The 14,439-nt window shown below is 65.6% G+C and carries 10 protein-coding genes; 1 reads left to right on the top strand and 9 read right to left on the bottom strand.

Annotated features, from left to right (window positions below; translation table 11 throughout):
- Nucleotides 1-73: 73 nt before the first annotated feature.
- Nucleotides 74-718 carry a TetR/AcrR family transcriptional regulator gene (locus DCM79_RS24515; protein ID WP_257176724.1) on the bottom strand — a complete coding sequence of 215 codons (645 nt, stop codon included), beginning with the start codon at nucleotides 716-718 and terminating at the stop codon, nucleotides 74-76.
- A 103-nt stretch (nucleotides 719-821) separates the two neighbouring features.
- On the opposite strand from DCM79_RS24515, the gene DCM79_RS24510 reads away from it, so the two are divergent.
- Complete coding sequence (locus DCM79_RS24510) at nucleotides 822-1,466, top strand: glutathione binding-like protein (protein WP_257176723.1); 645 nt, start codon at nucleotides 822-824, stop codon at nucleotides 1,464-1,466.
- Between the two features lie 115 nt (nucleotides 1,467-1,581).
- Here DCM79_RS24510 and DCM79_RS24505 read toward each other — a convergent pair whose 3' ends face one another.
- From DCM79_RS24505 to DCM79_RS24470, 8 genes are all read right to left on the bottom strand, one after another.
- Nucleotides 1,582-3,732 carry a methyl-accepting chemotaxis protein gene (locus DCM79_RS24505; protein ID WP_257176722.1) on the bottom strand — a complete coding sequence of 717 codons (2,151 nt, stop codon included), beginning with the start codon at nucleotides 3,730-3,732 and terminating at the stop codon, nucleotides 1,582-1,584.
- A gap of 1,091 nt (nucleotides 3,733-4,823) precedes the next feature.
- Nucleotides 4,824-6,128: a TRAP transporter large permease gene (locus tag DCM79_RS24500; RefSeq protein WP_257176721.1), complete on the bottom strand. Its 1,305-nt coding sequence runs from the start codon at nucleotides 6,126-6,128 to the stop codon at nucleotides 4,824-4,826.
- A gap of 31 nt (nucleotides 6,129-6,159) precedes the next feature.
- A complete protein-coding gene (locus DCM79_RS24495; protein ID WP_257176720.1) occupies nucleotides 6,160-6,753 on the bottom strand; it encodes a TRAP transporter small permease subunit in 594 nt (197 codons plus the stop codon).
- A 10-nt stretch (nucleotides 6,754-6,763) separates the two neighbouring features.
- A complete protein-coding gene (locus tag DCM79_RS24490) occupies nucleotides 6,764-7,765 on the bottom strand; it encodes a TRAP transporter substrate-binding protein (RefSeq protein WP_257176719.1) in 1,002 nt (333 codons plus the stop codon).
- Between the two features lie 34 nt (nucleotides 7,766-7,799).
- Nucleotides 7,800-9,458 carry a hydantoinase B/oxoprolinase family protein gene (locus DCM79_RS24485; protein ID WP_257176718.1) on the bottom strand — a complete coding sequence of 553 codons (1,659 nt, stop codon included), beginning with the start codon at nucleotides 9,456-9,458 and terminating at the stop codon, nucleotides 7,800-7,802.
- A 2-nt stretch (nucleotides 9,459-9,460) separates the two neighbouring features.
- Nucleotides 9,461-11,545: a hydantoinase/oxoprolinase family protein gene (locus DCM79_RS24480; RefSeq protein WP_257176717.1), complete on the bottom strand. Its 2,085-nt coding sequence runs from the start codon at nucleotides 11,543-11,545 to the stop codon at nucleotides 9,461-9,463.
- A gap of 139 nt (nucleotides 11,546-11,684) precedes the next feature.
- Nucleotides 11,685-12,491, bottom strand: coding sequence for an NAD-dependent protein deacetylase (locus tag DCM79_RS24475; RefSeq protein WP_257176716.1), 807 nt, complete (start codon nucleotides 12,489-12,491; stop codon nucleotides 11,685-11,687).
- A gap of 37 nt (nucleotides 12,492-12,528) precedes the next feature.
- Nucleotides 12,529-14,331 carry a cation:proton antiporter gene (locus tag DCM79_RS24470; RefSeq protein ID WP_257176715.1) on the bottom strand — a complete coding sequence of 601 codons (1,803 nt, stop codon included), beginning with the start codon at nucleotides 14,329-14,331 and terminating at the stop codon, nucleotides 12,529-12,531.
- Between the last annotated feature and the right edge of the window lie 108 nt (nucleotides 14,332-14,439).

The following is a 14,439-nucleotide window of genomic DNA, read 5'->3' as shown; positions in this document are numbered from 1 at the left end:
GCCAAACTTCTGCTGCGGCGTATGGGTCCCGGATCTGCGCGCGCCTTTGGGCGCGCTTGTCCGGGACGACAGCCTACTCCTTGGCGCCCAGCATCAGATCGATAGCGCCCTTGACGATGGCCTCCAGCTCCTTGCGCGAGACGCGGGCGCGGGAACGGATGGCGATGCTGTGGACGGTGGCTGATGCGATCTGTGCCAGCACGAGCGGATCGGCATTTTCCGGCAGCTCGCCCTTCTCCTTGGCGCGGCGGAAGCAGCTCGCAAAGGCCTTGTCGAGCTCGCTGAGCCCGTCGAGCACCATGGCGCGGATCTCGGGATCGCCGACGGCTTCCGATGCCGCCGTCACCACCGTGAAGCAGCCGCGCGGGCCGGTCTCGCCGGACAGATAGATGTTCAGCGCCGAGGCGAAGATGCGCTCCAGCCGCTGGCGCACCGGCATTTCCTCGCGAAAGATCGCGGCCATGGATGCCCGCGCTTCCTCGCGGTAGCGCTGATAGCTCTTGATGTAGAGCTCCCGCTTGTCACCGAAGGCGCCATAGAGGCTCGGGCGGTTCATGCCGGTCGCTTCGCTCAAATCGTCGAGCGAGGTCGCGGCAAAACCTTGCCTGCGGAACAGGTCCAGCGCCTTGCCGAGCGCGACATCGGGCTCGTAGGCCCGCGGACGGCCGCGGCGCTTCGGCTTGTTGGTCGCAATCGGCGGCTCTGATTTTTGTACCATCTCGCAAAATAATCCTTGACCGGCCACATATTATGCAAGACAGTACAAAAATCAATCTGGCCAGGTTGAGCGAAACCTCAAGAATTGCCCAAGGAGGCTACAGATGGATCTCTATTTCTCGCCGCTCGCCTGCTCGATGGCGACGCGTGTCGCGCTGTACGAAGCCGGCGCCGAGGCGAACTATCTCGAGGTCGACCCGCCGACCAAGACCGTGCTGAGCGACGGCTCCGACTTCCGCACCGTCAATCCGATTGGCCTGGTGCCGACGCTGCGCACCGACGAGGGTCTGGTTCTGACCGAGAATGCGGCGATCCTGCAATACGTCGCCGACCGCTTCCCGCAATCCGGCCTCGGCGCAAGCGCCGGCATCGAGCGCACGCGGCTGCATCAATGGCTCTGCTTCATCGGCACCGAGCTGCACAAGGGTCTGTTCGTCACCCTGCTCGACCGCAAGGCGCCGCAGGACGCCAAGGCCTATGCCCTGGAGAAGAACCTGTCGCGGCTCGACTATCTCGACACTTACCTGAAGGGGCGCGACTTCCTGCTCGATCATTTCAGTGTGGCTGACGCCTATCTCGTCACCATCATCAACTGGACCATGGCGACGCCGCCGATCGAGCTGGCGAAATGGCCGAACGTGAAGGCCTATTACGAGCGCCTGCGCCAGCGCCCCTCGGTCGCAAAGGCGATCGCCGAGGAGTTCGAGCTGTACAAGGCCGAACTCGCACGGAAGAAGGCGGCGGCGTAGGTCGGACCGAACGCGGCATGGCCATGCCGATCGAGTCGTTGTCCCCACGAGGCGGGGACAACGACTGTTTTGATTTTGCCGCTTTTTCCCAGCGACCAGGAAGAGCTGCATTCGTTCAAGCGGCCCGAACGCTGTCGAGAAAGCGGCCGACCTCCGTTCGCAACCGATTGCTGTCGGTTGAAAGCGCTTGCGCCGCGCTGAGCACCTGCGTGGAGGCCGAGCCGGTTTCGGTCGCCCCGCGCTGGACGTCGGCGATGTTCGACGAGACCTGGTGCGTGCCTTGTGCAGCCTGCTGGACGTTGCGCGCAATCTCCTGGGTCGCGGCGCCCTGCTCCTCGACCGCCGCAGCGATGGTCGACGAGATCTCCGACAAGGACTTGATCGTGCTTCCGATCGTCTTGATGGCGTTGACCGAGTCCTGGGTCGCGCCCTGAATGCCGGAAATCTGCTGGGAGATCTCGCCGGTGGCCTTGGCGGTCTGCTCGGCCAGGGCCTTGACCTCGGAAGCGACCACGGCAAAGCCACGGCCGGCTTCGCCGGCCCGCGCGGCCTCGATCGTCGCGTTCAAGGCGAGCAGGTTGGTCTGGCCCGCGATCGTGGTGATGAGCTCGACGACGTCGCCGATCCGCGCCGCAGCCTTGGAAAGCTCGCCGACCTTCTGATCGGTGAGGCGCGCCTGCTCGACTGCTTCATTGGCCATCCGCGCGGATTCCTGGACCTGCCGGCCGATCTCGTTGACGGAGGACGACAGCTCCTCCGTCGCGCTCGCGACGGATTGCACGTTGGTGGAGGCCTCCTCGGAAGCCGTCGCAACCATCGTTGCGAGCTTCTCTCCGCGCTCAGCGGTCGAGGTCAGCGTGTTCGCCGAAGCCTCCAGCTCCGTCGAGGCCGACGAGACGGTCTCGATGATCTCGCCCACCGCGCTTTCGAAACTGCCGGCAAGCTTGTTCATCTCTATCTTGCGCTGGGCCGCCGCCCGCCTCTCGGTCGCCTTCAGCTCGTCGCGATCAAAACGAACGCTGGCCTGCAACGTCTGCAGATTTCGAAGAGCCACGCCGAGCTCGTCGTCTCGCTCGACGACGATGCGGTTGTCGAGCTTACCCTGGTTGATGCTGAGCATGGCATCGTTCAGGCGTTGAAGCGGGCGGACGATGGCACGGATGGTTTGCCGGCTGACGAGCCCGCCGATGGCAATGCTCGCTACCAGCAGCGCAAGCGCAGCGCCGACCAGCCAGCCATATTCGTACTCGGCCACATCGTATTCCGCCTTGGCTTCCTTGACCTGGATCGCCACAAGCCTGTCGAGGTCGGCCCTCGCCGCCTGGTACAGTTCGCGCGCCCGCCCGGCCAGCAGAATAGCGAGCTCATCATACTTGCGCTCGGCCGAGAGCGTCAGCGCCGGCTTCAGGCCTTGCTCGACGTAATTCACGCGCTTGGGCGTGAAGCTGTCGGCAACGCTCTTTTCTTCCGGCGTCAGATAGGTCGCCATGTATTCAGCCCAGGACTTTCCGACCTTCTCCAAGTTGGCATTGACCTTGGCTGCAATCTCCTCGACCGGCTTTCCGGCCCGCCCGTTGGCGGCCGCCTCGAACAGCAGCACCGTGTTGTCTCTCATCCGGTCATTGATCTCAAAGAGCTGGGCCAGCGGCACCGCACGGTCTTCGTAGATCGATTTCAGCCGCGAATTGCTCTGCCGCGTGCCCTGCAGGCCCATGACGCCGATCGCCAGCAGAAACAGCGAGAGGATGGTGACGAGCGTAACCAGGCGCGCGTTGAGTGTGCCGGTGAAGATGGCCAATCGATCGAGAAGGGAACGCCGGCGAAGCATGCCGGCATCCAGCCTGTAATCGTGCGGCTTGTTCTCGCGGATCATCGCATACACCTGCTCCGCCTCGGCGCGCTGGTCGGCGGGCAGCTTGGTGCGGATGGAGCTGTATCCGACGATCTGTCCGTCCTGCCGAATGGGAGAGGCGGTCGCCAACACCCAGTAGAAGTCGCCGTTCTTGCGCCGGTTCTTCACGGCGCCCGACCATGGCTTGCCTTGCTCAAGCGTGGCCCACAGATTTTCGAAGGCCACCGGCGGCATATCCGGATGGCGGATAATGTTGTGAGGCTGCCCCATCAACTCGGCTTCAGAAAATCCGGAGGCTTCGACGAACTGATCGTTGAAGTAGGTCAGCTTCCCTTTCGTATCGGTGTGAGAAACGATGAGGGTATCGTCGGTAACTGGATATTCGATGGCCGTGACCGGAAGATTGGTCCGCATGGGAGCCTCCAAATGGCATTCGCAAAAATCGAACCTGTAAACGTCAAGTAGGCTCCGAAGATTTAATTTGCCTAAATTTCCCGAACCGATCGCACGGTGAAATGATGCTGCAATAGATTATTTTCGGCAAAAGCGCATCCAATGCGGGAGACCGCAGAACGGCAGCAACCGCTGGATGGTCAAGGCCCGTCTCGCAAAGTCACGCGCGTTCGCAGTCGCGCGCCGGCAGCTTTTGATCGCATCGCTCGGCGGCGCTTCTGGTTCGCACTCGCAGTTGGCGCCCGCGGTATGATCGTGGGCAGCGCACCGTCGAAGGGACGCTGCGCTGCGTCCGGGGCACGAGACCGATTTATGGCGATGGACATGGCTGCTCATCCTCGCGGCTTGTTTCGCCCGAGCATTGCTGTCCGCTTCCGCCCTCTTCGAAAGCAAGGGCGCAGGGAAGGCCGGGCGCCGGCTGGCACCCGAAGTCCCGCGTGTGCGAGAGAACGCGCACGGGGTGGACGACAGGTGATGCCGGTCGCCCGGCCTTCCCTGCGCGATGGTTTTCACGGTGTCCTTCGTGCTCTCCTCGGGGAGCGTTGCACTATTGCCCCCGTCGCCATGCAGATGGCTGATGTGCGTGCCCGGTTGGGCCGCGAGCATCACCACATGACTTGACGCCAGAACCCCGGGCGTCAGGACCACACGACTTTTCCGTCCGCGCACATCCCCGTCCGCGTGCCCGACAGCTGGCGTGCGCTCACTGCCGAAACCGAACAAAGGACGCTGTCAGCGCCGTGTCGTATCGCGCCTGTCGCTGCTCACGGTTTCCCGCCCTGCAAGCCCCATCGCGCGCCGACGCCGTCGCGGCCACCGCATCCCGGCCCGCGTCTCGTGACGATCGCGAAACGCCCCTTGTGGCGGGCGGGATGTTCCGGCTTGTACGGCAAAACCGAACTTCTGTAAATTCGAATATTTTTGCCGCTCGCTCTGGACCCAGCACTGGCGTGTTTCGCCCGTCGGGCACCACAACGGATAGTGGGCGGGGTTCTCGAGCGCTGACGCCCCGCAGGGTCGGCTTTCCACCTCTCCCGAAGGGGGTGGAGGAGTTACCCGTACAGCACCCGCGGCAGGATCGTGACGATGCCGGGCCACAGCGTCAGCAGCAGCACGAAGCCGATCATGATCATCAGGTACGGCATCGTGACGCGCGCGATGTAGCCGAGGCCGTCGTCGGTCAGGCCCTGGATCACGAACAGGTTGAAGCCGACCGGCGGCGTGATCTGCGCCATCTCGACGGCGAGCACCAGGAACACGCCGAACCAGACCTCGTCGAAGCCGGCACCCTTGACGATCGGCAGCACGATCGGCAGCGTCATCACGATCATCGAGAAACCGTCGAGGAAGCAGCCGAGAACGAGATAGAAGACGATCAGCACCACGATCAGCATGAACGGCGACAGGCCGAGCCCCTTGACGAAGGCGGCGACCGCCTGCGGGATGCCGAGGAAGGCCGCGGCATTGCCGAGGATCGAGGCCCCCAGCACGATCAGCGCGATCATCGAGCAGGTGACGACCGAGCCGATCAGCACGTCGCGCATCACCTGCTGCGACATCGCGCCCTGCGCCCAGGCCACCAGCGCCGCGCCGAGCACGCCGACGGCGGCGGCTTCCGACGGCGTGGCGAGCCCGCCATACATCGAGCCGAGCACGCAGGCGATCAGGAACAGCGCCGGCGCGAGATCCTTCAACGCCGCGAAGCGCTCGCTCCAGGGCACCTGCGAAAGCTTGGCCTCGGTCTCCGGCACCATCGTGCGATTGAGGCTCGTGTGCAGCATCACCCAGGCCATGAAGGTGGCGGCGAGCAGGAAGCCCGGCAGCACACCGGCCGTGAACAGCTTCAGGATCGAGACGTCGCCGAGCACGCCGTAGATGATCATGATGTTGGACGGCGGAATCAGGAAGCCGAGCGTGCCGGCGCCGGCGAGCGAGCCGATCGCGATGTCGCGCGAATAGCCGCGGCGCAGCAGCTCGTTGAGCGACATGCGGCCGATCACCTGCGTGGTCGCGGCCGACGAGCCGGAGATCGCCGCAAAGATGGTGCAGCCGATCACGTTGACATGCAGCAGGCGGCCCGGCAGCAGGCCGGCCCAGGGCGCCAACCCCTGGAACAGCGAGCGCGACAGGCGGGTGCGAAACAGCAATTCGCCCATCAGGATGAACAGCGGCAGCGCCAGCAGCTCCTGCGTGGTCAGGATGTTCCAGGCGTATTGCGGCAGCAGCTTGTCGAGCGGGATCGAACGGAACATCGCGAGCAGCAGCGTCGCGGTGAGCGCAAGCGTCAGGCCGATCCAGACGCCGCACGCCAGCAGCGCAAACAGCATCGCGAACAGGGCAACGACTTCGATGGTCATGCGAGCTTGAATCCGGCTGCGGGCAAGGCGGTCATTCGACGGGCGAGGCCTTCATGCGGTGATCCTCCAGCGGCAGGCCAAGCGCGGCCTGGATCGCGCGCGCCAGGAACTGGAGCGTGAGCAGCAGCATGCCGAAGGTGACGACGGCTTCCGGAAACCACAGCGGCGTATCGCTGGAAGTCGAGACCTGGCCGCGCGTGTAGGCGGCAAAGGCAAACTTCGCCATGGCCGAGGTCAGGAACGCCATGAAGGCGAAGCCGGCCGCCGCCGAGAGAATCTCGAGCGCGCGCTGCACCGGAACCGGTGCGTTCTTCAGCAGCAGCACGACGCGGATATGGCCGCCGACACGTAGCGTCATGGCCGCGCCGAAGGTGAACGACGCCGCCATCAGATAAGACGAATATTCCCACGCGATCGAGATGCTGGGCGGGAAGAACGGCAGGAAGTTCGACAGGAAGCGGGTTGCGACCTCGCACAGCATCAGCAGGGTCAGCATCAGCAGGCAGAAGCCGCCGATCCAGCCGTCGAGCCGGCCGAGACGGTCGATGCCGTCGAGCAGGATGCGCAGCGGCGCTGGTGCCGCTGCGTTGAGGCTCTGCGGTGCTTCGGACGAAACGCTCACCACGTCTCCGCCCTCAGCCGCGCTTCATGTCGGCGAGATAGGCCCGCACCGGCTTGTCGGCCGCCGGCACGCGCTTGAGGAAGGCATCGAGCTGCGGCGCGGTCTTGGCGCGGATGTCCGTCATCATCGCGTTCGAGACCGGCACCACCTCCATGCCGCCCTCCTTGAGACGGTTGAGGCTGTCGACGTCGGCCTTGAGCGAGTTCGCCCAGAAGCCCGGCTCCATCTTCGCGGCGATGTCCGCGACGAGCTTCTGCTGATCGGCGGGAAGCGCCTTCCAGGATTCGAGGTTGACGGTGAGCATCTGCGACGACCAGACGTGGTTGGTCGGGTAGACGTATTTGAGGAATTCCCAGAACTTGCCGTCGACGCCCGACACCGACGAGGTGGAGACGCCGGCGACCGCGCCGGAGGCCAGCGCGGGAATGGTTTCGCCCCAGGGGATCATCACCGCCGCCATGCCGATCGCATTCAGCATCTCGACCGCATTCTTGTCGGGCACGCGGATCTTGATGTTCTTCAGGCCCTCGACGTCGGTGACCTTGGCCTTGAGGTGCAGATATTGCGTCGGCCACGGCACGATGTAGAGGATCTTCTGGTTGTTGCGCGCGGCGATCTTCTCGTATTCGGGCCGCACGTATTTGTGCAGCACCTTGAGCTCGTCCACCGAGCCGCACAGGAACGGGATGCTCTCGACGCCCATGAAGGGCTCGTCGCCGACCTGCTGGATGTTGAGGACGTCGGCGAGCGGCACCAGGCCGTCGCGCACGGCACGCAAATGCTCGGGCCCCTTGAAGCCGAGCTGGCCGCCGGCTTTCACGGTGATCGCGACCGCGCCGCCCGTCTGCTTCTTCACCTCCTCCGCGAAGGCCATCGCGTTCTGGGTATGGAAATTGCCGTCGGGCCAGACCGTCGACATGTCCCAGCTCGTCGTCGCCGCCCGCGCACGGGTCGAGATATGACCTGCTGCGAGCAGCGTCGCTGCGCCCGCGGTGAAGTTCCGTCGCGTGATCATTGCACCCCTCCGTTGATCCAAGCGCGCTGACACGTCAGCGCGTGTACCCATAAACTGCAGCCGCATTCGCGGCGGACACCAGCCCGCTTTCGATATCGTCCTTGACCGCCGCACGCTCGCGCGTCGCGGGATCGCCGATGCCGGCGCCGCCGGGCGTCAGCACCACCAGCCGGTCGTCCGGCGGCACCTGCTGGAAGCCCTTGCCACGCAGCTTCTTGCCGGACTTGAGGCCGACATAGCCGGCCTCGCCGTTCTTGCCGCCATCGCGGCCGCGCGGCGGATGATCGATGCGGTCGAATGCCGCCAGGATGTCGAACGGCGCGTCGACGCCGCTGCCGACCTCGATGATCTGGCCGAGACCGCCGCGGGTGCGCCCTGCCCCGCCGGAATCCGGCCGCAGCTCCTTGCGCCAGAAGATCAGCGGCGTCTGCGTCTCCGCGATCTCGACCGGGGTGCCGCGCACGCCGCTGGGATAAGCGGTCGCCGACAGGCCGTCCTTGCCGAAGCGCGCACCGGTGCCGCCATTGGAGGTCACCGCCATCGAGAACCCGTAATTGCCGCCGACGCCGCTGCGCGTCTGGCCGCGGACGTTGAGATTCCACAGGCACGAAGTGCCTTCCGCCGGCACGCGCTCCGGAATGATCTGGCGCAGGCAGCCGAACACCACGTCGGGCAGCATCTGGCCGATGATGTGGCGCGAGGCGACCGGCGCGGGCTTCGGCGCATTGAGGATCGCACCCGCCGGCGCCGACACCGTCAGCGGCGAAAGCGAGCCGGCATTGTTCGGAATCTGCGAGGCGACCACGCAGCCGAGGCCGAACACGGTGTAGGCGGTGGTGTAGGACAACGGCACGTTGATGCCGAACTTCGAGGCCGCGGACGTGCCGTCGAAATCGACGTGGATCCCCGCATCCGAGATCGTCAGCGTCGCCGCCAGCGTCACCGGGGCATCATAGCCATCGACCACCATGGTGTTGCGCCAGCTGCCCTTCGGCAGCTTGGCGATCTCGGCCAGCACGGCCTCGCGCGAGCGATCGCAGATATAGTCGCCGAGCTCGTCGAGCGTGTCGATGCCGAACTCGGTCATCATCTCGACAAGGCGCTCGCAGCCGACGTCGTTGCAGCCGGCGAGCGAATAGGTGTCGCCCTCGGTGTCGATCGGCAGCCGCGTGTTGGTGCGGATCATCGCCATCAGCGTTTCGTTGACGACGCCCTGGTCGATCAGCTTCAGCATGGGAATGTAGAGCCCTTCCATGAACACGTCGGTGGCGTCGGGGCCGAAGCCGATGCCGCCGATGTCCATGAGATGGCTGGTGCAGGAGAACAGCGCCACCGGCTTGCCGTCCTTGAAGCAGGGCGTGGTGACGACGAAGTCGTTGAGATGGCCGGTCCCCATCCAGGGATCGTTGGTGATATAGGCATCGCCCTCCTTCATCGTCTCGATCGGAAAGTGGACGATGAAGTGCTTGACCGATTCCGCCATCGAGTTGACGTGGCCGGGCGTGCCGGTCACCGCCTGCGCCAGCATGCGGCCCTGGAGATCGAACACGCCGGCCGAGAGGTCGCCGCATTCGCGCACGATCGGGCTGAAGGCGGTGCGGAGCAGCACCTGCGCCTGCTCCTCGACCACGGCGATCAGCCGGTGCCACATGATCTGAAGGTCGATCAGGCTCGCGCCATTTGCCTTGCTCATGATCAGGCCGCCTTTCGTTCCATGACGATGCTGCCGGCACCGTCGATATGGGCGTCAAAATTGGTGGAGACGAAGGTGGAGGTCTCGTCCTCCGCGATCACGGCCGGACCTGCGATGGTCGCACCCGGCGCCATGTCCTCGCGGCGATAGAGCGGAATCTCGATCACCGCGCCTGCCCGGCCGTCGAAGAACTTCCGGCTGCCGACGGCCTTGCCCGCCGGCTTGCGCGCGACGGCTGCGACCGCGGACGGATTGCGCGCCTCCGTGGTCGCGAGCACCGACCAGCTCAGCACCTCGATGGCGGCGCCCGGAATCGACCGCTCGAACATCGCCGCATAATCGGCCCCGAACTTCCGGCGCAGGCCGGCGAGATCGGCCGCCGTCAGCCGCCGGTTCGGCAGCTCGACGGAGATCTCATGGCCTTGACCGACATAGCGCATGAAGGCGGCCCGACGTTCGCGCACCGGCGCACCCGCCGCGCCAGGCTCGACCAGCGCGCGCGCTTCGGTCACCATGTCCTGCAATAGCTCGGAGACCGCCTCGGTGTCGAAATCGTCGAGCCGGACATGGCGGCTGCGCACCAGCTCATAGGCGATCGGCGCGGCGAGGAAGCCGACGGCCGAGCCGACGCCGGCATTCGACGGCACGATCACCCGGGAGACGCCGATCTTCTCGGCGACACGCGCCGCATGCAGCGGCGCAGCACCGCCGAAGGCGATCAACGTGTGCTGGCCGACGATCTCGCCGCGCTCGACCGCATGGACGCGCGCCGCACTCGCCATGTTCTCGCAGACGACCTCGTGCACCGCATAGGCCGCAGTTTCCGCGGACAGGCCGAGCGGCTCGCCGACATCGCGCAGCAGCGCCTGCTTCGAAAGCTCGGGGTCGAGCTTGATGGTGCCGGCCGCGAACGCGTCGGGATCGATCATGCCCAGCGCAACATCCGCATCCGTCACCGCCGGACGCTGGCCGCCACGGCCGTAACAGGCGGGGCCAGGCTCCGACGAAGCGCTCTCCGGGCCGACAGTGACGCGCTTCATGGCATCGACATGGGCGATCGAACCGCCGCCGGCGCCGATCTCGACCATCTCGATCACGGGAATGCGCACCGGCAGGCCGGAGCCCTTGAGAAAGCGCGCGGCGCGATCGACCTCGAACACGCGCGACGTCTCGGGCTGGTACTTCTCGATCAGACAGATCTTTGCGGTGGTGCCGCCCATGTCGAAGGACAGAACCTTGCTCTCGCCAAGCCTTGCCGCGATCTGCGCCGCGAAGATCGCGCCGCCGGCCGGGCCGGATTCGACGAGGCGCACCGGAAAGCGCCGCGCGGTCTCGATCGACGTGACGCCGCCACCGGAGGTGACGAGGTAGATCGCGCCGCGGAACTGCTCGACCTGCAAGGCATCGGCCATGCGGGCAAGATAGCCGTCGATCAGGGGTTGCACATAGGCATTTGCGACCGCAGTCGATGTGCGCTCATACTCGCGGATCTCGGGACAGACGGCGGAGGACACGGTCACGGAGACGCCGGGCATCTCCTCGCTGATGATCGCGGCCGCGCGGCGCTCGTGCTCGGGATTGGCGTAGGAGTGCAGGAAGGCGATCGCGACGCTCTCGACGCCGAGCTCGCGCAGCTTCGGCGCGAGTGCGCGCACTGACGCTTCGTCAAGCGCCAGGCGGACGGCGCCGTGGGCGTCGACCCGCTCGGGTACGGTAAAACGCAGGCTGCGCGGCGCCAGGGGCCTCGGCTTGTCGATGCTGAGATCGTACTGGTCGTAGCGGCTCTCGGTGCCGATATCGAGCACGTCGCGAAAGCCTTCGGTCGCGATCAACGCGGTCTTGGCACCGCGGCGCTCGATGATCGCGTTGGTCGCCAGCGTGGTGCCGTGAATGAAGACATCGATGTCGCTGATATGGGCACGCGCGTCGGCGAGAATGAGACGCATGCCGTCGAGCACCGCCTGCTCGGGCCGCTGCGGCGTCGTCAGCAGCTTGCGCGTCTTGCGGTCGTGACCCACGTCCAGCACGATATCCGTGAACGTCCCACCGATATCGACGGCAAGCCGCACCTCGGCTCCCTCAAGCATTCCAAATTCTCCGTGCTGGTCGTCAAAGATTGCGAGCGAAAACGCAGCAATTCCCGTGCCATGAGGCATGCAGGAACGCGCGCCCGCTATTCTGCGCGGCACCTATGCAATAGGCAAGGCGTGTTCGCCGCGCGTGAGATCAGAGCAGGAATGCAAGCGCCGTCTCGCAGCGCTCCTCGACCTTGAGCGTCAAGAGATCATCGGCGCGGGTGCGGCCGAGATTGACTGCCGCGATCGGAATGTTGCGCTGCGCTGCAGCCTGTACGAAGCGGAAGCCGGAATAGACCATCAGCGACGAGCCGACGATCAGCATGGCGTCGGCCTGCGCCAGATGATCCTGCGCGGTGGCGACGATTTCGCGCGGCACGTTCTCACCGAAAAACACGACGTCGGGCTTGAGGATGCTGCCGCAGGCTTCGCAGGGGGGCACCTGGAAGGACGAGAAATCCTCGTGCTCCAGATCGGCGTCACCATCGGGAGCATCGGCCGCATCGAGCGTCAGCCATTGCGCGTTGGCGCGGCCGAGCGCATCCTGGAATTCGCTCCGCGGCGTCTTGCGGCCGCAGCCCATGCAGCGGACCAGATCGAGCCGGCCGTGCAGGTCGATCACCTGCCGGTGGCCGGCGGATTGATGCAGCCGGTCGACATTCTGGGTCAGCAGCATCCCGCACCGCCCGTTCGCCTCGAGCCGGGCCAGCGCATGATGCGCGTCGTTCGGCTTGGCCTGGCCGAACCGCCGCCAGCCGATCAGGCTGCGTGCCCAATAGCGCCGCCGTGTCTGCTCGTCCGACATGAAAGACTGGAAGTTGACCGGCTGGGTCCGCTTCCAATTGCCATGGCTGTCGCGATAATCAGGAATGCCCGAATTGGTGCTGCAGCCGGCGCCGGTCAGCACGAACAGTCTTTCGTGCCGGTCGATGAAGTGCTGGAGCGGCGGGTTTGACATGGCCCCTATGTAGTCTGCGCGCCGCGGTCTTGCCAGATCAATGCCGCCGATCGTGGCGGCCTGCGATGGCGGATGGGCGGGATATCTCCGGGTCTGCCTTGCGCGCGGCCTGTTGCAGCGTCAGCCTGAACTCGTCCCGCTTCTCATGCACGGAGGCGATCGCATGCCCGACCGCAACGCCGAGGCCGACCAGCGCGGCTTCCGAGAGCTGCAGGCTCGCTTCGATGGTTTCCGGCACCGCATCGGTTGCGCCGATCGCGTAGAGGTGGCGGGCGTGCTCGGCGTCCCGCGCACGTGAGACGATCAGCACGTCCGGGCGCACCGCGCGGATCCGCTCGACGACGGCATCGATCGCCGGCCGCGACTGGATGGTGATGATCACGCCGGTCGTCTGCATCAGGCCGCAAGCTTCGAGGAAGCCCGGCTCCGTCGCATCGCCGAAATAGACCTTGTGGCCGTCGCGACGGTCGCGTGCCACGGCGACCGCCTCGTGATCGACCGCGATGTAGTTCAGGCCGTGGCCTGTCAGCAGCGAACAGACCACCTTGCCAACGCGGCCATAGCCGATCACGATCGCCTGCGCCCGGTCGCCGGGCGGGCGAACCGCCAGTTCAGGATCGGGCGTGCGCTCGCTGCTCAGCCTCGCGGCCAATCGTCGGCCAAGCATGCCCAGAAGCGGCGTCAGCGCCATCGTCACGGCGGTGACGGCCACGGCGAAGCTCGACACGCGGGGCTCGATCAGGCCTCCGGCCGCGGCCATTCCGATGCTGACGAAGGCGAATTCGCCGACTGGACTGAGCAGGAATCCGATCTCGATCGCCGCGGACCATGACAGCCTGAAGAGGCGGCCGAGGGCGATGAGCACGATCGCCTTGCCGACGAGAATACCGACAACGGCGGCCAGCAGCCAGCCGGGCTCGCGCAGGAACACGCGAAAGTCGATGGCCATGCCGACGGTGAAGAAGAAGATGCCGAGCAGCAGCCCCTTGAACGGCTCGACGGTGGCCTCGATGGCTTTGCCATACTCCGTTTCCGCCAGCATCAGTCCTGCAACGAAGGCTCCGAGCGCCATCGACAGGCCGGCCTGGTGCGCGGCCAATCCTGCGCCGACGATGACGAACAGGGTTGCGGCGACAAACAACTCGGTCGAATGGGTACCCGCAACCATCTGGAACAGCGGACGCATCAGCAGCCGTCCGAGCAGGATGAGGACGGTGACCGCCAGCGCGGCCTTCAGGATCGCGCTGGAGATGTGCGCCAGGACGGAGCCGCCGCTGTCTGCGCCGAGCACCGAGACGAAAACCAGAATGGGAACGACCGCGAGATCCTGGGCAATCAGCACCGCGAAGCTGGCGCGCCCGGTCGTGGTCGCAAGCCGCTTCTCACCGGATAGAAGCTCGAGCACGATCGCGGTAGAGGACAGCGCAAGACTGGCGCCGAGGACGACGGCCATATCGGAGCTCTGCCCGGAGAGAAGCGCCACGCCGGAAATCATCGCGGACGTCACCAGCACCTGCAGGCCACCGAGCCCGAACACCAGGCGCCGCATCGTGACGAGCCGCCGGAAAGACAGCTCGAGGCCGATCAGGAAGAGCAGGAAGACGATGCCGAGATTGGCGATACCCTCGACGTTCTGCGCGTCCGTCACCGTAAACCAGTACAGGAACGGGATTTCGCGAACCAGCGAGCCGAGCCCGAGCGGACCGAGAATGGCGCCGGCGCCGAGATAGCCCAGCACGGGATTGATGCCCCAATGGCGGACAATTGGCACCACGACGCCGGCGGTCCCGAGGACCACCAGTGCGTCGCTGTAGGCGTTGATGTTGATGGTTGTGGTCACGAGCCCTTCATGTGTCGGCACTCGCAATAGCGGTGGCGCCGTCGACGGTCGATAGCACATGGCGCCGCAGACCTCTATCCGGTCCCGATCACCATCCCGGATCGTTCG

The organism is Bradyrhizobium sp. WBOS07, from assembly GCF_024585165.1.
Classification (GTDB): domain Bacteria; phylum Pseudomonadota; class Alphaproteobacteria; order Rhizobiales; family Xanthobacteraceae; genus Bradyrhizobium; species Bradyrhizobium japonicum_B.
This window is presented reverse-complemented; position numbering and strand designations above follow the sequence as displayed.

Bases quoted from the DNA above. Each gene is read 5' to 3' on its own strand.
- DCM79_RS24485 (WP_257176718.1), bottom strand. From the start codon at position 9,458: ATGAGCAAGGCAAATGGCGCGAGCCTGATCGACCTTCAGATCATGTGG.
- DCM79_RS24500 (WP_257176721.1), bottom strand. From the start codon at position 6,128: ATGACCATCGAAGTCGTTGCCCTGTTCGCGATGCTGTTTGCGCTGCTG.
- DCM79_RS24490 (WP_257176719.1), bottom strand. From the start codon at position 7,765: ATGATCACGCGACGGAACTTCACCGCGGGCGCAGCGACGCTGCTCGCA.
- DCM79_RS24480 (WP_257176717.1), bottom strand. From the start codon at position 11,545: ATGCTTGAGGGAGCCGAGGTGCGGCTTGCCGTCGATATCGGTGGGACG.
- DCM79_RS24510 (WP_257176723.1), top strand. From the start codon at position 822: ATGGATCTCTATTTCTCGCCGCTCGCCTGCTCGATGGCGACGCGTGTC.
- DCM79_RS24515 (WP_257176724.1), bottom strand. From the start codon at position 718: ATGGTACAAAAATCAGAGCCGCCGATTGCGACCAACAAGCCGAAGCGC.
- DCM79_RS24475 (WP_257176716.1), bottom strand. From the start codon at position 12,491: ATGTCAAACCCGCCGCTCCAGCACTTCATCGACCGGCACGAAAGACTG.
- DCM79_RS24505 (WP_257176722.1), bottom strand. From the start codon at position 3,732: ATGCGGACCAATCTTCCGGTCACGGCCATCGAATATCCAGTTACCGAC.